This window comes from Mobiluncus curtisii ATCC 43063 (genome assembly GCF_000196535.1).
Classification (GTDB): Bacteria; Actinomycetota; Actinomycetes; order Actinomycetales; family Actinomycetaceae; genus Mobiluncus; species Mobiluncus curtisii.
Map to the genome: position 1 here is coordinate 604,798 of NC_014246.1, position 26,921 is coordinate 631,718.

A 26,921-nucleotide genomic window follows, 5' to 3' on the forward strand; every position below is an offset into this window, starting at 1 on the left:
TTCTATGTCTGGCTCACGCCTGGGGCTCAAACTGGAGTCACACTGACTTCCAGGGAAGTTCCGTCCGGACCCAGCTGCACATCCAGGTGTCGGCGCCATTCCTCGCGACGGTGCGGGAAATCCGTCCGCCGATGGGTACCGCGGGATTCTTCTCGTGCCCAGGCCGATGCTACCAGGGCACGGGCTACCAGCGTAGCATGGGGAGACAGTTTCTCCAGTTCACGCTGCGCCCGCTGCAAACCAGCGCGGTCGCGCAGCACATAGACGTCGCGGCTCATGATTTCCTGAATCTGTTCCAGTATCGGGGGCGCAATTTCTACCGGCTGAGGAATCGCTGCCGGTTTCGCCACCGGGCACCGACGCAGCTGCGGTAAGTCCACTTCCGCCAGCTGCTGGGCGACTAAACTGCCCATCACCAGGGCCTCTGTCAGGGAGTTCGACGCCAAGCGGTTCGCACCCTGCACTCCGGTACACGCCACTTCCCCAATGGCATAGAGTCCTGCCACGTTCGTTTGACCGCTCATGGTGGCCGCGATTCCGCCGCAATAGTAGTGAGCTCCGGGGCGAACCGGGATAGGCTCAGTAATGGGGTCCACCCCGCGACTGGAAACCAGCTCATAGATGGTGGGGAACATTTCTTTCCATTTCTGAGTCCCGAAACTGGTGGCATCCAGGTACAGGTGATCCAAGCCGTGAGCCACCATATATTCCTGTTCTGCTGCCGAGACTATGTCCCGCGGCGCTAGGTCCTCTTGTGGGTGAACCCCGCGCATAATCCGATTTCCCTGCCCGTCCACCAGAACAGCACCTTCCCCGCGTACTGCTTCGGACACAAGTACCCCTCGGTCACCCTTAACTTTAACGGGTGGTACAAAAATGGTGGGATGGAACTGCATGAATTCAAGGTCGCGTCCAATCGCTCCGGCACGCAACGCCGCTGCTAAACCCGCCCCGTTAACGACTTCGGGGTTCGTCGTCGCATTCCACAACTGACCGATTCCGCCGGTAGCGAGAATCACCGCAAAAGCTGAAACTACCCCGAATCCGCGCCGAGAATCCCGCACCGTGGCGCCGCAGGCTCGACCCTTCTCATCGACCAGGACATCACACAACTCGCAGTCTTCCAGGACTTTCAGTTCACCTTGTCCGCCGGTGTCCCAGGTCGCACCGTCCATAGCGGCAACATTTTTCGCCAGCGTAATCTCGATTTCATGACCCGAAGCATCCCCATTGGAGTGCAGGATACGCCGCGCGGAATGCCCTCCTTCCAGGTGGAGGTCGATTTCCCCGGCTGCGTTACGGTCAAAACGCGCTCCAATCCGCATCATCCATTGCAGGGCGCGCGGGGCTTCCTGGACCAAGGTGCGCACTGCCGTCTGGCTGCACAAGCCCGCCCCCGCCACAATGGTGTCTTCATAGTGGGCTGCAGGAGTGTCTCGCCGGTCCCAAACCGCAGCCAACCCCCCTTGTGCCCAGTCGGTAGAACTGGCGGTGAGGTCACTTTTCGTCACCAGTACGCAATCGACCCCGGCAAAAACCAGGTTGATTACGGCGCTCAAACCCGCCGCCCCAGAACCAACCACCAGGACCGGGGTCGTCATTGTCCAATTAACATCCATGAGAGTGCATCCCCACACCTAGTGCTGCTGGGGCGAGACCGTGTGACCGATGGCAATCATGCGCTGCACACTGGCTCGGGCACGCACCGCAATGTCTTCGTCCACAAAAACTTCGTCGCGACCGTTTTCCAAGCAACTGACCAAGTTTTCCAAAGTGGTTTGGTTCATATACGGGCAAGCCGCCTGGGGCATGAGCGGCTCAAAAGTGACTTCCGGATTGGCTTTGCGCAGGGGATGCAGCATCCCCACCTCGGTGGCGACCAACACTCGCGAACCTTTCGGAGCTTTTTTCGCTTCCGAGAGCATTCCGCCGGTCGAAAGCACTTTCACGCGTTCCTCACTGAGCTTACCCGCCCCGATGAGATCCACAGCTGCCTGCGTACCCCCGCATTCGGGGTGAATGTAGACGTCTGCGTCCCCGGCGGCGAGGATTCCTTGCAGCAAAATGTCGGGAGTCATCGCGGCGTGTACATGGCAGGCACCATCCCAGGTCACCAGGTTCTTCCGCCCGGTGACGCGCCGCACATGCGCCCCCAGATTACGGTCAGGGCAGAACAAAATCTCAGTTTGCGTCGGGATGGATTTCACCACATCAATAGCGTTGGCAGAAGTGCAGCAAATATCGGTTTCTGCTTTCACCGCGGCAGTGGTGTTGACATAACTGACCACTATCGCGCCGGGGTGTGCGGCTTTCCAATCTCGCAGCTGTTCGGCAGTAATACAATCCGCCAGTGAACAACCCGCGGTGGCGTCGGGAATCAAAACGCGCTTTTGCGGGGAAAGAATTTTGGCAGTCTCCGCCATAAAGTGAACGCCAGCAAACACGATGGTATGCTGCGGAGCATCGGCAGCCAAACGGGACAGCGCCAAGGAATCTCCCGTGAAATCCGCCACATCTTGAACTTCACTGGATTGATAATTATGTGCCAGGATAACGGCGTCTTTTTCCTGAGCCAGCTGGCGGATACGTTTTTGAAGGGCTTGAGTTTCCGTGGCGCTGCGAGTCATGATGGTGGCTTTCCTTCCTCAAGTTTCCCGGACAGCGCGCCTGACACAGCTCGCGAAGATTCGAGTCACTTTCGTTTTGACATTGCTTCGATTATAGAACCCTTTATCAACGGCTTTTCCCCCGGAACGTGGGCACCAAAAATACTGGCTTTGTCGCGCGGGGAAATTTATGGGAAAATCAGAACATCGCCACTTTAGCTCAGTTGGTAGAGCACCCGCCTTGTAAGCGGACGGTCAACAGTTCGAGTCTGTTAAGTGGCTCCACTCTGTGGGGTATCCCCTGGCAATACTTTCCATACGCCCTTCCGTCTCCATCTCAAGCCAGAACGAAAACAACGGCGACCAATCCCGCTAGTGCCAACCCCAAGATGAGACGCCGCATCGGAGTGGGTAAAACTGCCCGCAGCACTCGCCTGGCACCAATCCGCAGCGGGACGCTGAGCGGAATCCACCACGCCGTCAGCAGCGCCACCCCGGACAGACCCTGTGCGACATAAACACTTTTTGGAACGCTTGTTCTAAAAAGTGTGACGGTGTCGGGCAGCGCGGAGGGCAGCATGATTCTATGACCGTAAAGGATTTCCTCCACTGTAAGCAGCGCCACCGCCAAAATAACAGCAGCGGGTATGGTGCTAACCAAGCCTTTGATACAAGCTCCGGGCAACGAAAGAATTTTCCGGGTCGAACGCCAATGCCAGCCCGCCACTGCCGCCACCCAAAAGCCGAGCACCGCGATAATTCCGGAAACTGCCGGTTGCCACGGAACCCACACGGTCCAAGCGAGCGCGCCAACCAGTCCCAGGAAAGGCAGCATACCGGGGGTTTGCTTGACGCCGGGTTCACCCGTAGCAACACTGGCGAAAGACTCGGAATCTACGCTCGTCGAGGGATTTGGCAAATCCACATTCCCCCAGGTGACAGCCACTTCGCCAGTTTCATCCGCAGACCATTCCGGAGCGGATTCCATCCTGGCAGAGAGACTCTCCACCCCCGCAAGATTGTACCGACCATTCAATTCTTGGGGTATCACCACCGTGTATCCCGGTTCGCTCGGAACCGCCGGGGTCAAAAGCGCGGTCGTAGCGGTTTCCGCACTGTTCGCGCCAAACTCGACGACTCGGAGCAGCTCAGCGAAATCCACGCTACGCCGAGCCTGGGGAGCCAAAGCGCGGCGAAAGCCCTCCGCCACGGGCACTTCCAACCCTTCCACGTCGGGGTTCCCAGCCAGCACCCGCGAGATAATCACCGTCGGCGAGCCGGTTCCAAAGGGAGGTCGCCCAGTCAGAGTAAACAGCAGCAATGCCGCTAACGCCCACCAGTCATCAGCAAAACCCGCCTTTTGTCCCTCGATAATCTCCGGTGATATAAATCCGGGAGTTCCTACCACCAAACCGGTTCGTGTCAGCCCGCTGGTATTTTCCAGAACGGAAGAAATCCCAAAGTCAATCAGCACTGGACCGTTCGGTCCAAGAATCACGTTGGCAGGTTTGATGTCACGGTGGCAAATCCCGGATTCATGCACTGCGCGCAGAGTGTCAGCCAGCAGGTTCCCCAGTTCCAAAGCGTCCTCGCGCTGCCAAGCGCCGGAAACCCGCACATCCTCCGCCAGGGTCGGACCGGGGACGTATTCCGTAACAATAAAAGCATCTACCCCGTCGACTTCCAGGTCCATCACAGCAGCTACCCCAGGAACTTTGACCCGTTTCAAACTTAACGCCTCGGAACGAAGCCGCTCTCGAGCGTCACCATCGCGCTGCCCCAAATCAGCGTCGGGAGCCAACAGTTTAAACGCCACCGGATTACCGGCACCGTCACGGGCCAGATAGACCGTGGCGGAGGCACCTGTCCCGAGCCGGCGCTCCAAGACATACCCGCCTATCTCGGCACCCAATAACTCGGCGTTTGCGCTCATGTAATCGAGTATAACCAACCCCCGCCTCAGCTTCCCTACACCACTAATCGGAACGAACCTGTGCCCGTCAACCCACCCCCAAAAATCTTGTGCATAAAAACCTGAAAAAGAACGCGCGAATCTGGAATAATGGTCAGGTCGGCGCCGTTGCCGACAAATTTTCATATCCAGCCTTTACAACGGATCGTCCGGCGCGTACCCGCCGGTGAAGGGATTAAATTATTATGGCAACTGTTACTTTCGACAAAGCAACACGTATCTATCCGGGCAACACCACCCCTTCGGTGGATGAGCTTAATTTGGAAATTGCAGACGGCGAATTCCTGGTCTTGGTCGGTCCCTCCGGCTGCGGTAAATCTACTTCGCTGCGAATGCTGGCAGGTTTGGAAGAAGTCAACTCCGGACGCATTCTGATTGGCGACAAGGACGTTACCGATGTGCAGCCCAAAGATCGCGATATTGCGATGGTATTCCAAAACTACGCCCTGTACCCGCATATGACAGTGCGAGACAATATGGGCTTTGCGCTGAAGATTGCGGGCACTCCGAAAGACGAAATTACTAAGCGCGTCGAGGAAGCAGCCAAGGTCTTGGACTTGACCGAATACCTGGATCGCAAGCCGAAAGCCCTGTCCGGTGGTCAGCGTCAGCGCGTGGCCATGGGTCGTGCCATCGTGCGTAAGCCCCAAGTGTTCCTGATGGACGAACCACTGTCGAACTTGGACGCAAAACTGCGCGTGCAGACCCGTACCCAGATTGCGTCCTTGCAACGCAAACTGGGAGTGACCACTCTGTACGTGACCCACGATCAAACCGAAGCCCTGACCATGGGCGACCGGATTGCCGTGCTTAAGGACGGCATTTTGCAACAAGTCGGGTCCCCAGATGAGCTTTACCAGCACCCCGAAAATGACTTTGTGGCAGGTTTCATCGGATCTCCCTCCATGAACCTGCGCAAGTTCAAGGTGGAAGGCGAAGAAGCGGTTCTCTACGGCGCCTCCCTGCCGATTTCCGCCGCGCAGCGCAGCGCTCTAACCGACGCTGACGGTGGCGAGGTCACGATTGGGTTCCGTCCCGAGGACTTGGAAATCACCACCGACACCGGCGATGGCGTGATGCCCATCGTGGTGGACATCATCGAGGAACTCGGTTCGGACGGCTACGTCTACGGTCACCTCGACGGTGCGGAACAGGGAACTTCGGGTTCGGTCACAGAAGATCACCTGGTCGTGCGGGTACCTCCACGTACCGCTCCGAAGCCTGGAAGCGTCATGAATGTGCGGATTACCCCCGGTCATCAGCATGTATTTAGCGCCGCCACCGGCAAGCGTCTGCCCGACTAAATCGCGCGCCGGATGCGCACCGGTCAGCGCATGAGGTCGGGTCGCATTTCGGCGAATTACGCAAACTAATCTGGGTGGTTCCCGTCGCATAGGCGGGAACCACCCATGTAATTTTGACACGCATTTTTCGTGGAAGACCCCGCTCAATTCAAGAGCTTTCAGTCATTTACGCAACAGCCAGGTCGGACGAGTTTAGTTGCTGTTTATGAGTGAAACGGGTAAATTTGAAAACGGTTCCGATGGCGTTGGCAGTTCGCAATGCCGCTCCATCCCAACTGTGAAAGCTATTTGAATAAACCCCCTCAACCGGCAGGTAATCAACACCACCAAAACCCAACCACCCGCCGGTTGAAACTGGGCGATTCTGGCATCCAGAATCGCCCAGTTTTTTACCGCCAATGCTTACCCCACTGACCGCGGCGAAACCTGATGCGTCCCGAGAAAATCATCGCTAGCTATATTCAACACCGGGTCAAAAAACTGACCCCGTCTCAGAAACCAAACGAATCCAGCACGCTTCCCGGACACAAAGAGCAGGTTTTGTACTTAACAGTACAAAACCTGCTCTTTGCTATTTCACGCTACATCCAGGAAATTAACGCAGGGCGTGATAGATTTCACCACGCACTTTCTCAGAAACCGCTCTGGTCCCCCCGACCAGGTCAACCTTGCGGACACTGGCACGATTCCGGGTAAGGAATTGGGTAGTAGGTTTAGTTAAGGTGTTCACCCTGGTCAACACCAAAGGCGCGCCGGTACGGGCAGTCAGAGACGCTGCCAGGGTCGCGTCGGGGAAGTCCTTGCCGGTAGCGACAGCGATGCGTCCCGGATTCGGCGGGAAGTAAGCCGAAGCGACCTTTTGCGCAGTTTCGTACCTGTCGGCACCCACCTGCTTCTCATCGAGATGCACCGACCGTTCGGCGGCTGTTACCGCCGGTCCACCTACTGCGACTACCTTCGCAGTCTTGGCTGAGTTCATCCACCCTTGACTGGTTCCATCCACAGTCCGGCGAGGAGTCAGCAGCACCACACCGGCATTCTTGATAGCGGCAGAGGATGCGCTCAAAGCATCCGGGAAGTCGACACCGGTCGCCAGGTACACGTCGGATTTATCCCGACCGCGTGACGCCAACAGGTGATCAGCGACGACTCCCGCGGTTCGGTAACGGTCCTGACCGCCCAGGCGCTGCACCTGGAAGCCAGCATTTTGCAATTGGGATACCGCCCCGGCACTGATAGCACTGGAATTGCCCACCAGGATAACTTTCGTAAATCCGTGTCTGCGCAAAGTCTCCACAACTCGCTGCGGGACCCGTTTAGACGGGGTCATCAGAATTGGCGCGTTGTAGTTAGCCGCCAAGGGACCCGCGACCAAAGCGTCAGGATAGTCATCGTCGCGCACCAAAACCGCCGTATCTGACCACGGACGATTCACCTTGCCAGCATACTCGCTGTAAGCCGGCACAGCGTTCTGTTTCGATAAGCTGGGCGTAGCGAATCTCTCGCTAAAGTAATCCAGCACTTCCAGAGACGTACCAATCCGGTCACGTCCCCCATGACGTAACACTAAATCGTCATAGACCGCACCAGAATTACCTGCAGCGCTCGAGCCGTAGCCGGGTTGTGGGTTTGGGGTGGGGGTGGGACCGGTGACGGTTTTCTCTTTTACCGTAAAGGTCACGTTACGGTAAAACGGGATGGCAACACCCGGCAAAGTAAGACGAATCACAGCGGTATAAGTGCCGGGACGCGCGCTCGCTTTCAAGGTGACGACACCCGAGTTCGCGTCGAACTCAAATAAGTCCTCGTTGCCAGTCGGCACAGTGTTAAGCAGTGTCAGTTCCGGTCTGCCGCTGCCGGTGTAAACCGACGGGGCGGGGGTGCGGGTGCCTTCCGTGACATCCGGGACGTTAATTTCCGCAGTTTCAGGGGCAGCATGTACGGGGATTTTAACCGTCTTGGTGACCTGGTAGGGGCAACTAGCCGGTCCCGGTTTGTTCTCAACCAGGTCTGCTGGTCGCATGTGACAGGCATCCTTATCCCACACGGTGATGGTGACCGGAACGTTACCCTGTTGCGCTTGTGCAAGGTCGACCGTAGTGGGAATCCACTTCAGTTTCACCTGGTTGTCAGTAGTCACCAAGTCCATGTTCCCAACCTTCGCTTTATTGCTCGGGTCAGAAGCGTCAGCTACCGGGTAATTCGGATCCCAGAGCTGGAACCAGTATTTGCCTGAACCTCCCACAGCCAGAACGGGCTTGGACGTTTGGAGATATTCCAGTCCCCCGACCGCCGGGCTCATCGGTTCCACACTCAACGCCAGGTCGTAGGGCGGGATGTAAATTGTGTGGGAAATAATCTGGGTCTGCCCGTTAGGCAGGATGACCTGGTAGGACAGCTGATGATTCCCGGCTGCCTGAGGGGTCGGGGTGCCTGTGACGGTAACCGAGCAGCTGCGCGGATCGGCGCTCCCTGTGCAGTTCAATCCGGTGACGGTGAGACCATCGATACTCTTGTCGGTAAAGCCGGCACTGTCAGAGGTGAACTTGCAATCGTTGCCGGCACAAGCGGTTCCGTTGGGGTTGAGTTTCTTAACCGTGATAGGTTTACTGGTGTTACCTACCATGTCAGCTGGGATTTTAGCCTCCACCAGCGTAGTTGGGTCCGGGTTCACCGGCTTACCAATCTTGACCTCCTTGGTGCCACCGTTTCCACTGTCGATAGTTACGCGGCGTTGGTCGGTGACGTTCACGCTAACCACAGCGGGTTTCGGAGCGTTGACTCCGTTGGGACCTACGTACCACACACAGAACCGCAGCGTTTGCCCCGCCGCCGCAATCGGAACTTGCTCGCCATTGACCAGGGAAATCGCCCCGTTAGATCCGAGCGTCAACCAGTTCGGCAGAGAACTCGCCGAGCAACCTTTTACCGTTCCCAGCGTATTGACCGGTTCTTTGGCGTGGAAGCCTTTTTGACTCGCAGCTCTGACTTGTTCGGGGGTCCAATTCGAGCTGCTGGGGTCAACCGTCGGGTTTTGCGGATCCTCTGCTACCAGTTGGGTAGAACCACTCAAGGAGGTTGCACCTACAGTCGTGTTAATAGTGAGGTCGTAGACCTGTGGAGGACGCTGGTCGGCAATATTCACCGTGATAGCGGCTTTCTTAGTGCGCGAGGTTGTGTCGGAGTCCGCGACGACGAGCTTTCCGTCCGCATTGCCACCAGGAATGGGAGTGCCGTGGACGTTACCCTCTGAGTCTAGAACCAGACCGGTGGTGCCGATGGGGTAGCACATTATCGGCTTGCTAGTCGTGCTTGTTACACCTGCGGGGCAAGGTACGGGTGAAACCGCTGAACCATCACTGTTTTCTACGTGGTAGGTGTATGGTGGCACCCCTCCCTCAATGTCCAGCTTCACCTTGGGGAATTTGTTTCCGTCAGCAGTGGTGTTGACCTCGATTTTTTGCGTGCCATCCAGTTGGGTTTCCACTTTGACGTCGGCGCCAATGGCGGAGTGGTCTTTGAAAATCATGTCAGTTTCAATCAACAACGGCACAGTCTTTTCCACACTCTGACCCGCGCCACCGGTCAAGGCGACTTTGACAGTGGCGTTGCCGTCATAAGTTTGGGTCGGGGCACCAGAAATCGTGACTTTGCCTCCGGTACAGGTGACCTTAAGTCCGGCTACCTGCGGGATAAGTTCACACTTCGCGGTAATACCATTGGTACCGCCATAGGTGCCAACCTGAACCCCGGAACCGTCTCCCGTGGTGGGGCATTTTCCGTCGCCATCAGGTTTCACCGTGGTGGAGCCGTAACAGACACCCTTCTTACCTTTTGGCAACTCATTATTATTATCTATGGTCAGGGTCAGTTTCTTTTCAACCTTAATAGAGAAAGTCTTTTTGATCAGCTGGTCGGAGCCGTCAATGACCAAGACCTGAGCGGTATGGACGCCGGTGGCGGCATCTACGGGGATAGACCCGGAGAGTTTCCCGTTAGAGAGCATAAACAGACCCTGATGGTCAGCCGTCAGCGGATTGTTCCAGGCATTATCTGCAGGAATAGTCCCGCCCAAGCCGGGAATGGGGAAGCACTTCGGGCGAGTATCAGATTGAATCTTGCCCTGCGCTTTGCAATACACCGGGGTAATACCCTTGTACCCGGTATAGCTGGTTCCGCCATTGAACTTGGCTTTCGCGTCAGCATCCACAGCAGTCCGAATGGCAACAGTTTCCTCAGCGAGAGAGGTACTGAAGCTGCCGTCCCCACCCTTGGCTTGGGCGTAATACGCCGGATAGGGTGCGCCTTGCACCCCGATGGTATCCAGTTTCACCGTGGAGTCGGCACGATTAAACGGCGGACCAGCCCATTCCAGCTTTTGCACCACCGGAATGTTCACGGTGGCGCTACGCACAATTCCGTGTCCATCTGTGACTTTCAGTTCGACCGCCAGGGAAGTGGTTCCCCGCGGGATAGCATCAGTGCCTGCGGAGCTTAGCGTCAAGGTTTGCGCCTTCTGGCTTCCCGTTGGCATCGCTGCAGCAACAGAGTTTGCGGCGGTTATGGTCAGACCGTGTCCCGACACTTCTGAACTTGTTCCGTTGCGGTTGTACGCCGTGACCTTCACAATATCGTAGTTGGCGTTGTCTAAGGCGTAAGTGCCGTCCCAGGCGCTAGGGCTGTTGAGAAAAGCCTGTCCCGCCGATGTAGTCGGAGTAATGGTTCCGCCCAGATAGTCGACTGTGCCGATCGGGGAGTTATAGTTGGCTGCGCCGCGAATCATACCGACAGGAGTTTTGGTGTTTAGCTGGAGTGGGGAGGCAAACACGCGCAGCGGTATCGACTTTCTGGCGGTGAGGTTGGTCGGTTGCCGCTCCGAGTTCTGGGTGTTTGCCGTAATCGTGAGGGTAAAGAACGGTATCCCGATGACATTTTTGGCAGCATAACCCACAATGGTGCAATCTGCTGGGTTGCTGCACGTGTAAGCTCCGGAGTTCTCAGTAACTGTTCCATTTTGGGAGGTAACTTTGAAATTTTCGGGCAAGCCAGCAATTGTTACTGTCTTTAGCGGCGCTGCCGAAGCGTCGGTGGCAGGGTCGACCAGCCACGTCATCACCGGAATGCCCGGTTTAGTATTACTCCCCAAAGTGACTTTGGCGAAATCCAGACCTTGCCAAGCGTAGCGTTCCCGATTGCTCGCGTTAAACTTCGGCAGACGGCTATCGTTGACCTTAATAGTGAACGGTTCAGTCTTGGCTAGACCGTTGTGGTCCGTGATTTTAACCTGGCAGGCCGTAGTTCCACCTTTGGTAAAAGCAGCTGCCAACACCTTGATTGTGGCTCCATCCACTCTCACGTTGTTGTTGCCTGGGTTACAACTCATTAGTTCGACCGTGTCAATCTTTCCAGATCCACCGGTCACCCCAATGCTGATATCGGCTGCTTGCCCGACCTCAACAGTGGCGCTGGTTACCGTAATAGCAGGCTTGCGCGTATCGGTCACGGTAAATGCAATCGTCTGAGGACCAATCTGGTCACCGCCAGCGTCATCCTGAAGAACCACAGCGTATGACCCAAGGCCAAAAGTGCCGTCGTTGCCAGCTGCCAGGGGCTGTCCGGGTTTGAGAGTGCCGACAAGTTTCCCGTCCGGAGTCAAAGCCAGACCGGTATCGCCCAGTGGATAGTTCCCCTGCGAGTCAGGGGTACCGCCATGGATGGAGTACTTTCCTGTCGCAATAACTTGTCCGTTTTTCTTAATCTCCGGAGCGGACAGTACCTGGTTGCTGTCGTTCTTAACCGTGCCGTTTCCGTCCAGACTAGTTGAGCTGGCTGCAGATGGCATGTGGAACTGATTTTCCGGGTTGGAAAATGCCGAAGCCACCGTAATCATGAATGTTTGGGTTACCGCATCGCCACCAGGCGCGTTGGAAGCTACCGTCACGCTAATCTCCCGGTTCTTTACCGGCTCCGTCGGCGTACCGGAAATCACCCCAGTCTGAGGATTAATGGACAGCCCCGCGGGCAAGCCAGACGCCGAATAGGTAAACTTGGCTTTCTGGCACGCTCCAGACGCGTCCAGTCCATAACAGGTGTCACCCTTACCCTCCGTGGGAGTAAAGTCAGTAGTTTTACTGCCCACATACAAGTTGCCCATAGGCGGTGTTGGTCTGTTTGCGGTGAACTCGTCGTTCACCGGAATGGTAAGTGTCACCTCTTTGGTTGCTGGCGGATTGGTGGCAGAATCTTGCAAGGTGAAAGTAACCGTAAACGCTCCTGCGTTGCCGGAGGGCGTGCCTGTCAAGCAAATGTCCTTGCCGCCAGCATTTGCCGCCAGTGCCATACCCTCGGGCAAGCCGTTCAGAGTTCCACTAATTCCATAAGGCTCGGTTCCCCCAGAAACTCCCAAGCAGCGCTGCTCATATGCCTTACCAATGGTGGCAGTGGGCATGGTGGTCTTGGCGACAGACAATCCCGCGCCGATGTGCAAGGTGCGGGTGAGAGTCCGCTCCACCCCGTCCGCATCCCTTACAGTAAACGTCACGGGGAAGTCGTTATTCCCCGCAGGTATTGTACCTTTCAGTACAATGTTGCCACTGTTATCAAGTTCCGCGGTAACGCCATTCGGCAACCCCTGCACGTCTAAGCCGTAGTTGCCAGCTCCGCCACTCACGGTCGCTACCGTGACGGGGCTGGTCAGTTGTCCCCCGGTCAGATTCTGGACTTTACTTTCCGTGACTGTCAGGTCAGAAGCCCGTACTTCCAGTGTCTTCACAATGGTGGCGGTCTTACCGTTTTCGGTCGTGGCAGTAATGGTGATGGGGTAGGTCCCCGATTCACCAGAAGCAATCTTATTGGGCGAAAGCGTGCCGGTGGCGGGGTTGAAGGTTACCCCCTGAGGCAGCCCCTCAACCTTCCATTTTGTAATCTTTGGACCGTAACCGGCTGCATCTTTAGGCAGGGGTGTCCAACCTTGGATACCTTGACCTTCCGTTCCAGTCAAGTCCCTGCTGGAGCCGTTCGTCAGACTGCTCAAGTCCGGGACACGGTTATCCTCAACGGTGTAAGTAATGGTGGCCGACTCGCTGACATTACCGTTCGCATCCGTCACCTGCACACTAAACGTGCCATCTGCCCTTGTGACGTCGCCTGACTCGGGCGTTCCTGTAACGGTCAGTACATTATTGGTCAGCGTGAGACTCATCCACCTAGGTTTGCCCGAATCTGAGATGCTCCGGTATTGCCCGGAGCCGTCATTAACCGGTATGACCTGGTGCACAGCGGTGTCAACCTCGGCGTTTATCTTGGTCGCGCGCACCACTGGCTTTCGGGTATCCGCGATAGAAAACACCAGGTTGGATTTCTTGGTTTGCGCCGGGGAATCCGAATCGGTAACGCTCACCACTACAGCAGCGCTGGTACCGGGTTTCGGAGTGCCCACGAGCTGACCCGTGGACTTGTCCAAGAACAAACCCGTGTCCCCTAGGGCACAGTTACCGGATGCATCGGTGTTGTCGCAGGGCACGGTCAGATAAGTGTAAGGACCGACCCCACCCTTAACCAAAGCTGGAACGCCTCCACTATTACCGTCCTTTACGGCGTCCTTGTCCAAGCTAATACCCACAGTGGGCAGACCCGATTTAACGTTATCTTTCACACTGTCCCAGGCGGTATCGCTGATATTGCCAGGTTTACCACCATTGGTGGCTTGTTCCAGGGTCACTCCCCTGGGCAAAGCACCGGACGGCTTATCGGTGAATTTCAGGTCGGTGGATACCGGGATAAATACTTCCACCGTGACGGTCCGTCCTGCCGCCCCGGTCACGGAAATGTTCAGGGAGGATCCGGGCGACATCGTCTTGGACCACGTCCCAGTCAAACAGATGTCTCCGACGGTGTTGGATGTCTGGTTGCCATCACACCATTCAGCACGTAACTTCGGGGTTGAGCTAGCGGCTCCGGCGTTATAGGCCTCCAGACCTTCCACCCGCAGATTGCGGTAAGGCGTAGCACCGCCGGACACGGTGGCAATCTTAAGTTTTCCGTTCGCTGCGACCGGTTGATTCCTTTCGCCCTGGCACGGGTAATCGGTGCCGGACGTCGGCTTTACACACGGCGTAGTGAATTCTAGTGGCGGGTTTATAACCAGCATTTTCTCTACATCTGTGGGCAGTCCGGCGCGATGCTGCGCGCTATCAAGGACCTCCAGTTTGGAGAAATCAATAACTCCAGCCACAGTTGGGGTTCCGGTGATACGCCCGTCAGATTCCAGACACAGCCCCGAGTACTCATCGTTTGTGGTATACAAGGCCCATCCGGTACAGCTGGACGGAGGTGTAGCTTTCCGGTGTTTAGAGCCAGCTTGGAAACTAAATCCGTAGCTGCCACTACCCCCCGCAGCGGTGAAACTGAATGTACTGCCGTCATTCCGGCGATATACCGCTTTAACGGCGGCACTGGGCAAGGTGTAGCTTCCAAATTTCAGCGGTGGATAAATCGCTGGGGTAAATGCCCGGTCAATGTTGACTGCAACGTCGCCAGTTCCAGCACTCACTCGCAAAGTGTAAGTTACCTTGTTCTGTAGCGCGTTCGCATCACACTGGAGTTTCGGTTTGCTCCCGTGGTTGTTCACGGTACAACCGTCAACAGGATGACCGTTCGGATCTAGAACTAGGTATTGCTTGGTGAGACCCTCGGCGCCGGTGGCGGGACTAAAGGTCCACTCATAAGGCTGTCCGGTGGTACCACCCGGCGCCAATCCTGGCTCGAATACCAGGGTGGAGGGCGAGACGGTCATTGTCGTGCTAAACTCAGCCGACCATTTGCCATTCACCCCCAACGCTTTCAATGGAACCTGGTGTTCCCCAACATCGCCCTTAACCGGGGTGCCGGTGAGCGTCCCGTTCGGTTTCAGGGTGACCCCAACCAGTCCGGGCAGTTTTTGTGCCGTAGTGGGGCAATCACCAGAGGCGTAGTTTGCGGGCACAAAGCACTTGATTTCGGGAGAATGCGCCGCGTCAACCGCCCCGGACACCTTCGCTGTAGCAGGAACTGGAATGCCCTGTTCCAGACTGATCGCGACGTTATTATTTGTCTGCGGGATGCGTTGGTCCATCACGTGAACCCGCAAAATTACCTCAGCTTTCGCGCCGTTAGCGCCAGTGACAGACAGGGTGACGGAACCGCTATTGTCTGCTTTCGTCTCATGGGTTGCAGTTAAGGTGTAGGCTCCAGTGTCTTCATCAACTGTGAGAGCGACTCCCCTCGGCAGTACCGCGTCTGTGACTGTATATTTTTGGGGCGTGCCTGAGGGATCATTTACCGGTAAAGCCCCCGTAGCAGTTTCCCCTACGTTTACGGTGAGAGAAGCCCCCTCGACCACGCTGGGGCGTCGGTCATCGACTCGTTTCAGGTTTAAGCCGACGTTTACCGGACATCCCTGTTGGCAAGAAACTGTATCAGCATCGGTCACCACCACCCGCAGCTGAGGGAAAGAGTCTTTGCCCATAGTTGCCCCCACCAGTTTGCCGTTGCTATCCAGCAACAGACCGGAAGGGTTACCATCCGCATTGGGAACCTGGTAGCGCCCCCCGGAAAGGGCGGCATTCTGCCAATCATCGTTTTCGCTGTACTTGTATTGCAGTTTGTAACTGTAGGGAGATACCCCACCAGTAATTCCGGCAGAACTCATGTCAAGCAGCGGCTCTCTGGAAGTGTAGGTATTTCCTCCCCGTGCTGTCGCGGACAGAACATCCTTTACCGCCTTGAAATCAGTCTTGATTCGCAGCGTGAAGTTGACGGACGTCGAGGAGCGTTCCGCCGCGGTGCCGTCCTTGCCCCGCAGGTAAACCGTAACCGCCGCCCCGTTTAGCGTGGTAGTTTCCACAGGCTTACCAGTGATTACACCATTGGCGTCCATGGTTAAACCAGCCGGTAAACCGGCTGCGCTGAAAGTATAATTCGCGAAGTTCCCGGTACCGCCCGACAGATATTTCTTAACGTCCTGCGGTCCGTAACTCAATCCTTTCGTACCATCGGGCAGTTCCATACTGGTTACGTTGGGGTCAGAGCTAGTATCAACTGTGATTTTTGGCAGCAGCGTCATCTTTAGCCAGCCCTCTGCCCCGGACAGGGTCGACAGGCCTTTGATCTGGGGCAGGTTGTATTTGGATCCGTCGAGGGTACGACCAGCACTATCTGTGTATTTCACCTGCAGGTAATAGGTGGTGACTTGAGACACCTTGGGCTGGCCCGAACAGAGAATATATTTACCGTTGCCCGAAGTTTGGGTAGAACAGTTTATTCCGCCAATATCGGTGGTGTTTACCTTGTGATTCTCACCATCATAGATCCCCAGAATTTCAACATTAGAGTAGGTATTGCGGGACAGCTCAGGACCACCACTGACCGTCAATTTATCGGTCGTGGGCTGCCCACCGGAAACCCAAATCACAATCGGGGTTCCGTTCGCGTTCTGGTACTCGCTACCACTAGAGCCGGTGGGCAACTGGGCGCGCTGCAAAATCAAGGGCGAGCCGGGGTGAATCTCAAACTTTTCAGCAGGGGTGACTCCACCATCCTCGTCGGTAGCTTTCACCCAAAAAACGGCGGATTTGCCCGCTTGAGTCGTGCCGGTGACTTGACCGGTAGCCGGGTCAAACCTTAACCCACTATCAACACTTCCATCCCGCAGACTAACCATTCCATCCGCTGCAGGCTCCAGAGCGACACTGCTGGCACCCGGTTCAGAATCAAATACCTGATAGGTGAAGTGCCGACCTTGCCAATCCGCATAGGGAGAAACCAAACCGGAATATGGCACTCCAATGGCAGGGAATTTTTCCAGCGGAGAGAATTTATTCATTTCCGAATCCGGAGTTCCCGATTCTATCTGCGGCTTTAGACGTGGAGCGACTTTCCAAGGAAGATATTGCACGATGGTATGATTCTTGCCGGAGCCGTCGGTAAAGTTGAACCTGACCCACAGCGAGTAAGTCCCAGATTTCTCCGGTACGCCTTGTAACGTACATCCGTTACTGCCTGCGGAAGTGTCCCGTTTTAAGTTGGAAGGCAGGGAATCTTGCCGCGTGGTGGCATCGATAGGTTCCTTTGAAATCACCTGACACTCAGTGAGCTTGACTCCGCTGGAAGTGGCATCCGGAGCTTTCTGATAAATCGTGTAAGCTCCAGTTTCGTTCACCTTTCCGCTATTAATTCCCAGCCGAATAGGCTTATACAGGAAACTTTGGGATGCCAACACCTGCAGTTCCGGATTTTTATCAATCTTCTGGGGAACCACGTCGACCCAGTATTCCTGAAATGTGTCGCCCTTCAGTGGCGTGTTAAAAGTCAGCGACCCGGTGCCTTTTTCACCTGTTGCTTTAAAATTTATGGAATCGATAGGACGTCCCGATCCGTCATCGTTCAACTTTCCGGTGTACAGACGCGCCACCAGTGGCGTGTTCAGCGGCAACCGGCTGTAATCCACTGTGACTGTATCCCCATAGAAAGATTGAGTGCCCGCATCCGGACCCGAATTGGTGCCGTGGGGGGTCAACTCCATTTGCAGGGGACGCAACAATACCCGGACGTTATTTGCCCACGTCCCCGGCAGTCCGGTCCAACCACGATTTGCACTGCCGAGGGTGGACTCCAACGGGGTTCCCCAGCTATCTACCGTGGTGGGGAACGGGCTCCAATAACCCATGCGCATCGGCAATCTTTCGAGTCTGACGTTTCCCGGCCGACAGTCCCCTTTGAATACCTGGAACTTCATGTTCTTAACATCGACGTCTTGGCGAAAATTAATTTGCCAGTTGGGGGATTTCCCATCGTCGTTTGGCACCTCCGTAGTGGTGGTGCAGCGGGCTTCAACAGCACCGTTTTTATCTTTTACGGCTGCGACCACTACGTAATCTACGACTGGAGTATTAACCGGATAATCCTCGATGTTGGGACGCCCGACATAGGCGTTGCCACCTCCCCGGTTCAGGGTTTGGTTCTCCCAGCGCACGTAACCTTTCAAAGTTTTTTTCGCGGAAGCGCTAGGCAAAGAAGGCTCAATATTTACCCCGTTACCAAGGTCCAGCTCATCCGCAGAGTTTGCGACTCTAATGAGACCGATATTCATCTGGGACACTTGGGTGGACTTACCGAATGGAGTATATCCCCACTGCATCATTTGGTTGAACTGGTAGTTGAAATCTTTGGGAGTGGAGTAGCCTTGTACGACCCCGCCGGTACGCTCCGAGAAAGTCAGTCGATACCCTGGAACCTGTTCGGGGTTAATCCACACCTGTAGGCGCTGAGCTTTGCCCTCACCGGGACGGAATTGCCCCAATTCTCCGTTGTAATCAACAAAGTCGCGCATTTTGATGGCGTAGTTCGAGGGTCTGCCAGTCTTGGAATCTGTGGAGGCATCTTTGGTAGTGGCTTTAAAAACAGGTGACCAAGCTCCGTTATTAGCCTGGTAGCGAGCATACACATTGATTCCGGCAACGAGTTTCTCACCCGGGTCATCATTCGCACCGGCGCGCTCCCCGGAGCGATAGGTGACGACTTTCCCGGTCACCACCCAGTTATCTTGAGGGGAGGCATCGGATTTAATCGGTTCACGTTTTCCGTCGGTAATCCAAGCTGGTAGGTCAATAGCACCGGGATAAGCGGCACGGTCCTCCGCTATAGCCCTGGTAGGCAAAGCCAGTCCCATCAGGGTCAAAGCCAGCGCTGTCCCCGCCACGGTCATACGACGTAGAATACCCAAATCTCTTGCTCCCTCTTAACTTAATTAACGATGCAGTATCCACACTATCCGATTAATATCGGCAGGGTGGAGCAATTTCTGAGGGAAAGCCCGAACGTCAGATGACTGACGGAATCTATTCAAAATCGACTATTACCGGAGCATGGTCGGAGGGCTGTTCCCCATCACGTTCGGCTGTGTCAATATATGCGCCCGTCACTCGAGAAACCAGACGGGGGGTAGCCAGGGCAAAGTCTATTTTCATGCCCTGGTTACGCCGCCAACGGGCGCGTTGGTAATCCCAATAGGTCCAACCGGGGGCAAATTTCCGCGTGATTTCAGTCAGGTTTCCCGGTAGACCCCCGATAAGGTCATCGTGGAGGGTGACCGCATCGGCGACCGTGTCGGGGTCGAGGAGCTTGGCGAACACTTGTCGTTCCGGTTCGGAAACATGGGTCGCCGCGGCAAAGTCTGCCAGGTCCCACACGTCCTCATCACGAGGCGCCACGTTGAAGTCCCCCAGGTATAGCCCCAAACTCTCCGGATCTGTATCCAGAGTACGAATCACGTGGGAACGCAGAGAATCGAGCCATTTCAGCTTGTATTGGTAGTGAAGATGACCGACTTCGCGACCATTGGGGACATAGAGGGACCAGCACTCCACCCCGGCCACACGTACCCCCAACACTCGTGGTTCCAGCTGGGGCGGTTTGGGCGGGACGGAAAAGTACGGTTGGTCGATAGCGCCGTAAAACTCAGTGCCCAGCAGGTGGGCGCTAATCCCTTGGCGTGCCGCCACTGCTACCCCGTTCCACTGATTCAGACCGTTGACAAACACCTGGTAGCCAGCAGTTTCAAAAGCCAGGGTGGGGAACTGATCGTTACGGCACTTGATTTCTTGCATCGCCAGAACGTCAATGTTTTCACGTTCCAGGAACGCCGTCACTCGATTCACTCGAGTGCGAATCGAATTCACGTTCCAAGTCGCAATACGCACCGTAACCTCCCTACAAATCAGCGTTTCCCAGTCTATCGAATTCCCGTTTTTCCTGGGCAAGGATAACTGAATTCGGGCAGCCTTTGCGAGAGCTTAAACGCGCGCCAACTATCAATCGTGGACGACTCGCCCCGTGAGGCTACACTCGCGCGATGATGTCAGCAATCGAGTCCACGACTTCGTTAGGTCGATATGAAAAATCAGTGATGTGTTCACGATGCGTGGAGCCGGTCAGCACCAGGAACGTATGCAAGCCAGACTCTACCCCTGCCAGCATATCCGTCTCCATCCGATCACCAATCATGGCGGTTTCTTCGGAGTGCGCGCCAATCTTGTTTAAGCCGGTGCGGAACATAACCGGGTTGGGTTTGCCAATGAAGTACGGATTCTTGCCGGTGGCAGCCGTAATCATGGCGGCAACTGCGCCGGTGGCAGGAATGGGACCGTCCTTGGTGGGACCGGTCTTGTCAGGATTTGTGGCGATAAACTTGGCGCCCTTGCTGATGAGCTGCACCGCGGTTGCAATCTGATCAAAAGAGTAGGAACGCGTCTCACCCAACACCACATATTCCGGATTTGTGGAGGTCATGACATAGCCAGCCTGGTACAGGGCGGTGGTTAAACCGGCTTCGCCCACCACATAGGCGCTAGATTTCGGGGACTGGGTTTTCAGGAAAGAGGCGGTCGCCAACGCGGAAGTCCAGATACGTTCTTCGGGAACCTCCAGCCCGGAGGCCTCTAAGCGCGCGGAGAGGTCACGAGGGGTAAAGACGGAGTTATTGGTCAACACCAGGTATTCCCTACCCTTGTCCCGCAGGGCTTGCAGGAACTCCGCTGCCCCCGGAATCGCTTTAGTTTCGTGTACCAATACGCCGTCCATGTCGGTGAGCCAGTACTTGATAGGTTTCATAACTGGAGTGATTTCCTTTTCCCGTTCCTCTTTCGTGCCGAAAGTCGCGTCCATCATCGCTTCAAGTTTGTCAGCTGTGTGGCTTTTCAATGTGTTTCCCTCATATTCCTTCGGTCCCCAGAATCTGGGGTGACGACAGAATCCAAACGCCGCAACACCGGCAAAGACTACCGGACGCACCGGCTTTGGCAACTCAAACGTTCACTAATAAGGTTATGCAATAGATGAATTTATTGCAATGATTGGGTGATTTTTTGTGGTGAAATGGGCGCTGATTACGGGAGCTTCCAGCGGTTTAGGCGAAGAGTTTGCTTGGCAGTTGGCTGCCGAACCGCTCAACGTCGTGCTGGTCGCCAGACGTCAAGAACGTTTGCAGGCTTTGGCGCAGCGGATTCACGCCACTTTGGGCGTTGAAACGGAGGTCTTGGCTCAAGATTTGTCCACCAAGACCGGTCAGGACGCGGTCATTCGTCGTCTCCGTGATGATTCCCGCCCGATTGCGGTGCTGGTCAACAACGCGGGTTTTGGCCTGGGACAAAACTTTGTGGGCGGTCAGTGGGAACGCGAGGACAATGCTCTAGAGGTAATGGTGCGGGCATTGTGTCGACTGACGTTTGAGGGCGCCCGAGCAATGAGGTTGCGAACTCATCGCCACAAACCTGGAAAAGTGGAACGTCTGTTACAAATGCTAATCGGGCGACCCGCGATTGGAAAAGTCTCTGGAGGCGGAGCAATTATCAACGTCTCGTCCGCCACGGCATACACCGCTATGGGCACCTACGCGGCGATAAAGACGTGGGTACGTTTCTTTAGCGAGTCAGTTTCCACTGAACTGCGCGGCACCGGCGTATCCGTTACCGCCCTGGCACCCGGTCTAATGAAAACTGAGTTTCACCAATCAGCCCAGATGAACGCCTCAGTCTGGCCTGAATACGGATTCATCAGTCCCGAAGCGGTCGTCACCGCTGCCATCGAAGCAGCCCGCCGTCGCCGCGTCCTGGTCACCCCGACCGTTCGGTACAAAATTGCGATGGCAGGCGCACGCCTAGCTCCCCGCTGGCTGATACGTACCCTGTTCAACTCCCGCCTGTTCTCCCGGGCACTCTGAGTGCCGCAATTTTAGAGTGTTTAGTCTTTTGACCAAGCCAGCTTACGCAACCTTTGTACGCTGAAATTCGCGACGTCCTCTGGTTCACAGATATTGCGTCCTTGCGCAAAGACACATACGCGGTCAGAGACTTCAAGGATTTCTTCTTCTTCCGAAGAAACTACAACCACGGCTACCTGCTCTTGATGCGCCATATCCTTAAATATGCGGTGGATCTCTCCTTTGGCGCCAATGTCTACACCTTTAGTGGGCTCATCAAGCATCAGTAGCTTCGGATTTAACGCAATAGCTCGTCCCAACAAAACTTTCTGTTGGTTTCCGCCCGAGAGGCTGACCACAGGCCCCTGAAGATTACCTCGAATTTGGAGCCTAGCGAGTATCTTCTGCATCGTAGAATCCATTTTTTTCAAACTTAACCAAGTAAGTTTGCTAAATTTTTTCGTAACAGGTAATGAGGTATTTACTATTGGTGATAGTTGCGGAACTATACCGTCCATTTTTCTTTCTTCAGTAACATAGACCAAACCTGCTTTTAATGAGTCAACAGGTTTATATCCTTTAAAAGATTTACCTTGAACAGAAATACTTCCGCTTTCGATTGGATGCAATGTGCCCAGCGCGCGGAGGAATTCTGTTCTCCCCGAACCAATTAGACCATAAATACCAAGCACTTCTCCAGGATAGATATCAAGATTAACGCCTTTTAATGCTGCAGAACGAAGATTCCTCACCTGTACTAACGGCTCACCGCGCCCCTGTACTTTCGACGTTTCTGAAGTGGGCACAGATACAGCATCTCTCTTTGGCTCTGAATCAAGAAGACTCGATACGTCTTCCCCGGCAATAGCCACCACCACGTCTTCATGAGAAACTTCATTTACATTACCATCAATGCGAACTTTTCCGTCAACTAAAGCAACAATTCTGTCACAAATCCGATATAACTCATCAAGCTTATGGTCGACGATTAGTACACCGATATTGGACGTTTCTGCCAGGTTTTTAATGTATTTCAAAAGCGAATCAACCTGTTCGCCTTCCAGAGAGGTCGTTGGCTCGTCTAAAAGTAAGTATTTGATATTTTTAGACGTAGCAACAGCAATCTCCAAAAGCTGGCGAGTTGCCACAGCATAATGCCCCAGGGGCGCATCAACGTTTACGTCGATGCCGAAACTCTTTACCAGCTCTTTTGCCTGGTTGCGCATTTCCTCCTTTTTTAGTCCTTTCCAATCAGACTTTTCTCTTCCCAAAAACACATTTTGCGCAACCGTCAGATTCGGCAACAGTGACAGCTCTTGGTAGACGGTTCCCACGCCCTTAGCTAGGGCACCTGCTGGTGAAGCAAAGTTAACTTCTGTACCGTCAATCAGCACTTCTCCGCCATCTGCACCGTGAGCCCCCGAAAGGACTTTCAACAGGGTAGATTTGCCGGCGCCATTGTGACCCACTAAGCCGACAATTTCACCGGGGTGAATTTTGATAGAGACGCCTGCGAGAGCAGGCACCGAAGAATAATATTTCGCAATATTTCTTGCTTCAAATACTTCCATCATCGCAGGCGTCTCCTTCCTTCTCGATGAAGGTTTACTGATTGGTTATTAATTAGCCGACTTCGCCGGGAGCGGGTGTTTGACCCTTAGTGAACAGTTTCAGGGGTCGAAGAATGTTATCTTCCACCTTATCTCCACCTATATAAGTCTTAATCTGCTGTACGGTACGACGACCATAGTCTTCTGGTTCCTGTGCTACACAGGCGGGATAGGCGTCGTTTGTCTGCATTTCCGAGGCGCAAAAACCGTAAACCTTAATATCCTTCCCCGAGGCTTTAACCGCCTCCACGGCACCTTGTGCAGCGGGACCAGTAGATGCAAAGATTACGCTGATTCCAGGGTGCCCCTGCAACATCTCAGAAGTCACATTTAACGCGTCTGTGAGCTTAACATTGCCATCGACTTCAGCTACCACCTTGGCATTGGGATTCTTTGCAATAGCCTTCTTGAAACCTTCGTCACGTTCTACCACTACAACCTCATCAGGTTCGGTGACAAAACCAATTTCCATTGCAGTGTCAGCACCCAGGTCTTTCATAATCTGCTCAGCCATCTGAGCCCCACCAGCCGCGTTATCAGCTCCTAGGTATTGAACTACCGATGCACCTTGTGCTTTCAAAGCATCGGGATCAGCCGAGATATTGACGGTAAACACCGGGACACCCTTGTCGTTTGCGGCCTTGACGATAGCAGCTGCAGGTTCAGATTTAACCGGGTTCAACGCCAAGGCACAGGGATTCTTACCCAGCATAGCCTGGGCTTGAGCCAGCTGATTGGCATCGTCATCATTAGCAATTTGAACTTCGACTTTGAATCCATTCTTGGAGCCTTCGTCTTCAAAGCCTTCCTTCATGGCTACATAGTAGGGATTCGTCTGGTTGGGCAATAGTACAGCCAAATAGGGATTGTCTCCCTTACAGGCTTCCGGAATGGATGCTGCTCCATTATCCTTTCCAGGACTTCCGGAAGTCCCGGTATCCAGCGCATTGCCGCAGGCGGATAGGGCGAAGGCAGCAAGCGCACCCGCGCCTATGGTTGCAAGAATTTTTTTCATTTCTATCCTTCTTTCAGTGAGGGTTGTATTTTTTGATCATCTTTTACACTCGTTGAGTGTCCAAGCGTTTCGTCTCCTTGCGTAGGAGAATCTGAATCAATTGCAGAGTCAGTAGTTTTCGTAAAATGCTGAAGCAAACGGCGCATCGAAAAGCCCTTGCGATTTGTATCAATGAGCACACCAATCAAGATAATTACGCCAATGACCAGAGGTTGCCAATAGGAAGATACGCCAATGACATTCATACCGTTTGAGACTTCGGCAATGAGCAGCGCCCCCAGAAAAGCGCCAGGAATTGAGCCAATCCCACCAAATAGTGAAACCCCGCCAACCACAGCTGATGCGATTGAATAGAACTGTTCAGTTCCAGAACCTGCTGTGGGATATCCCACCATCAGCCGCGAAGCGGTGATAATGCCACCACAGGCTGCGGTCACACCGGAAATTACGTAAACCAGGACTGTAATCTTGGCAACGTTGATACCAGCCAATCGAGATGTTGCCGGATTACCGCCAACTGCATAGATGTGTACCCCAGTGGCGCTGTGTCGAAGGAATAATGCACAAAGGACAGCTGCAATTAAGACCATAACTACAGGTATCGGGATTCCGAATAGACTCCCGCGACCGAAAATCGCAAACATGGGATCCGAAACAGTAACAGATTTCGCATCCGTGAGAATCTTTGGAATCGATGCCGAAATGCCAAAAGTCGCGAAAGTGACGATAAAAGGCGGCATCTTGCCCCAATACACCATTGCCCCGTTGAACAGTCCCACGACAACACCCACAAGTAAGGCGATGAGGGCTGCTGCCCACCAAGGAACACCGGATTGCATCGTTAATGCAGCAATCACTCCGGTCAAAGCGATGTTGGACCCCACAGATAGGTCGATACCACCTGTTAGCAGTACAAAAGTCTGACCCAAGGCCAAAAACAACACCACAGAGCCATTGAGAAATAGTACTTCAAGGTTATCTAAGGTGCGAAAAGCTGGGGAGATAACACCCATGATGATACCTACAGCCAGGACCACTCCGGCAACTCCCAGCTCTTGCGGTAGACGAAAATCTTTCATCTCGCTTACTCCAATTCTAACTGTGTCGTATCGGCAAAAAGGCCATTAACTTCTTGATAGCGTTCCATAATAAAAGGTTGCGATTGCGCGGTGTATGAGGAGGTCAGCCGGGGTGACCAGACAGGCGGACGAGTTCCTCCGTTTAGAACCCATGCAGCCTGGCGCGCGGCGCCATCGGCCACATATTCTCCAATCTCCGGTATAGTCACCTTCACCCCTAAGACAGACGGAGCAATACGTCTCACTGCCTCGGACTTTGCCCCGCCTCCAATGAGGGAAACTGCGTTGACTTCCACGCCTAATCTCTTGAAGATTTCGAGACCGTATCCCACTAGACACAGCATCCCTTCAACTGCAGCTCGAGCTATATTCGACGCGGTCAAGTTATCCCCTCGAATGCCCAAGAGAGAGCCGGTAGCTAACGGCGCATTCGGAGTGCGTTCGCCGGTGAGATAAGGAACCATCACCAAACCTTCAGACCCTGGAGGCGCACTCAGTGCAAATTCGGAAAATCTCTCATAATTGACACCTAAGGCTGCCGCCGTAGTATCAAGCACTCGAGACGCGTTGAGCGTGCACACTAACGGGAGGTAATTTCCGGTCGCATCTGCGAAACCAGTAACTTCACCGTTTTCATCACAGGTGGGTTTTTTCGAAACTAGGGAGACGACACCTGAGGTCCCCAGAGAAATAATGACATGACCAGGTTTCTGGTCAAGACCCAGGGCAGCTCCGGCGTTGTCCCCAGCTCCGGGACCTACAAGCATTTCTTTACCCTGCACGCTAAATTCGCCTACAGGAGTATGGGGACCGAGAACTTTCGGAAGAATCAGGTCCGTGCCCGTTTTGCCTGCGGCTAACTCCAAAATGTCTGGTAGGTAGACGTTTTCCACGGGATCAAAATAACCGGTGCCAGATGCATCTGACCTATCTGTCACTAAATCCGTGATTTTGTTCCTCTTGGTGATTTTCCAGGTCAGGTAGTCATGCGGAAGGGCGATTGCACGGGTTCGGGAGAGATTCTCGGGTTCGTTCACCGCGAGATGACGCAACTTACTGACGGTGAGTGACGAAACCGGTACCGAACCCGTCTTTGCTACCCAGGCTTTCCGTCCTGCAATAGCGTCTCCCTGCCCTAGCTCTGTAATTAAGTCCTTGGCATCAGCTCCCGCGCTGGTATCGTTCCAGAGCACGGCATCACGAACGACTTCCCCGTCCTCGTCCAAAGTAACCAGCCCGTGCTGCTGACCCGCTACAGAAATAGCGCAGATGTCTTCCAAGCCTCCTGCTTGCTGTGCCGCTTCGTCGAAGGCTCGCACCCAAACCGCAGGATTAACTGTGGTTCCTGTACGATGAAATGCCATTCCAGAACGCACCAGCGCACCCGTGTCGGCATCACGAATCATGATTTTGCATGACTGTGTCGAGGAATCTATCCCTGCTACCAACCGGTTACTCACGTTCCACCTCATCGTGTCACTAGACTCTGAACCTCTCCGTTTAGAGTCACCTTTGTTGCACTATGCACATTAGCACCATCGAATAAATCCTGTCAAGCATTTTTTTAACATTTTTCTATGCGAGGCATTCATTCAACTTTCC

General features: G+C 54.5%; 12 protein-coding genes and 1 tRNA gene. 3 read left to right on the top strand and 10 right to left on the bottom strand.

Annotation, left to right across the window (positions count from 1 at the left end; translation table 11 throughout):
• Positions 1-26: 26 nt before the first annotated feature.
• Entirely contained in the window at positions 27-1,619 is a 1,593-nt protein-coding gene (nadB, locus tag HMPREF0573_RS02585; RefSeq protein ID WP_013188807.1) for an L-aspartate oxidase, read from the bottom strand.
• An 18-nt stretch (positions 1,620-1,637) separates the two neighbouring features.
• Positions 1,638-2,627: a quinolinate synthase NadA gene (nadA, locus tag HMPREF0573_RS02590; RefSeq protein WP_013188808.1), complete on the bottom strand. Its 990-nt coding sequence runs from the start codon at positions 2,625-2,627 to the stop codon at positions 1,638-1,640.
• A gap of 188 nt (positions 2,628-2,815) precedes the next feature.
• On the opposite strand from nadA, the gene HMPREF0573_RS02595 reads away from it, so the two are divergent.
• A tRNA-Thr gene (locus HMPREF0573_RS02595) sits at positions 2,816-2,891 on the top strand.
• A gap of 52 nt (positions 2,892-2,943) precedes the next feature.
• Here HMPREF0573_RS02595 and HMPREF0573_RS02600 read toward each other — a convergent pair.
• A complete protein-coding gene (locus HMPREF0573_RS02600) occupies positions 2,944-4,539 on the bottom strand; it encodes a serine/threonine-protein kinase (RefSeq protein WP_013188809.1) in 1,596 nt (531 codons plus the stop codon).
• A gap of 224 nt (positions 4,540-4,763) precedes the next feature.
• Here HMPREF0573_RS02600 and HMPREF0573_RS02605 point away from each other — a divergent pair, with 224 nt between their 5' ends.
• Complete coding sequence (locus HMPREF0573_RS02605; protein WP_004007985.1) at positions 4,764-5,882, top strand: ABC transporter ATP-binding protein; 1,119 nt, start codon at positions 4,764-4,766, stop codon at positions 5,880-5,882.
• 595 nt (positions 5,883-6,477) lie between these two features.
• Here HMPREF0573_RS02605 and HMPREF0573_RS02615 read toward each other — a convergent pair.
• The 3 genes from HMPREF0573_RS02615 to HMPREF0573_RS02625 form a co-directional block, all read right to left on the bottom strand.
• Positions 6,478-18,642: a cell wall-binding repeat-containing protein gene (locus tag HMPREF0573_RS02615; protein ID WP_236589761.1), complete on the bottom strand. Its 12,165-nt coding sequence runs from the start codon at positions 18,640-18,642 to the stop codon at positions 6,478-6,480.
• 115 nt (positions 18,643-18,757) lie between these two features.
• Positions 18,758-19,618, bottom strand: a complete 861-nt coding sequence (locus tag HMPREF0573_RS02620) for an exodeoxyribonuclease III (RefSeq protein WP_041797902.1) — start codon at positions 19,616-19,618, stop codon at positions 18,758-18,760.
• A 139-nt stretch (positions 19,619-19,757) separates the two neighbouring features.
• Complete coding sequence (locus HMPREF0573_RS02625; RefSeq protein ID WP_013188812.1) at positions 19,758-20,585, bottom strand: HAD-IIA family hydrolase; 828 nt, start codon at positions 20,583-20,585, stop codon at positions 19,758-19,760.
• A 199-nt stretch (positions 20,586-20,784) separates the two neighbouring features.
• On the opposite strand from HMPREF0573_RS02625, the gene HMPREF0573_RS02630 reads away from it, so the two are divergent.
• Complete coding sequence (locus HMPREF0573_RS02630) at positions 20,785-21,636, top strand: SDR family NAD(P)-dependent oxidoreductase (RefSeq protein ID WP_013188813.1); 852 nt, start codon at positions 20,785-20,787, stop codon at positions 21,634-21,636.
• Positions 21,637-21,656: 20 nt separating this feature from the next.
• Here HMPREF0573_RS02630 and HMPREF0573_RS02635 read toward each other — a convergent pair whose 3' ends face one another.
• The 4 genes from HMPREF0573_RS02635 to HMPREF0573_RS02650 are packed head-to-tail and all read right to left on the bottom strand — an operon-like array spanning position 21,657 to position 26,779.
• Positions 21,657-23,189 (bottom strand): sugar ABC transporter ATP-binding protein, encoded by a 1,533-nt coding sequence (locus HMPREF0573_RS02635; protein ID WP_013188814.1) that lies wholly within the window; start codon positions 23,187-23,189, stop codon positions 21,657-21,659.
• A 49-nt stretch (positions 23,190-23,238) separates the two neighbouring features.
• Complete coding sequence (locus HMPREF0573_RS02640) at positions 23,239-24,240, bottom strand: substrate-binding domain-containing protein (protein WP_004007978.1); 1,002 nt, start codon at positions 24,238-24,240, stop codon at positions 23,239-23,241.
• 2 nt (positions 24,241-24,242) lie between these two features.
• Positions 24,243-25,319 (bottom strand): ABC transporter permease, encoded by a 1,077-nt coding sequence (locus HMPREF0573_RS02645; protein ID WP_004007977.1) that lies wholly within the window; start codon positions 25,317-25,319, stop codon positions 24,243-24,245.
• A 5-nt stretch (positions 25,320-25,324) separates the two neighbouring features.
• Positions 25,325-26,779 carry a xylulokinase gene (locus tag HMPREF0573_RS02650; protein WP_004007976.1) on the bottom strand — a complete coding sequence of 485 codons (1,455 nt, stop codon included), beginning with the start codon at positions 26,777-26,779 and terminating at the stop codon, positions 25,325-25,327.
• Between the last annotated feature and the right edge of the window lie 142 nt (positions 26,780-26,921).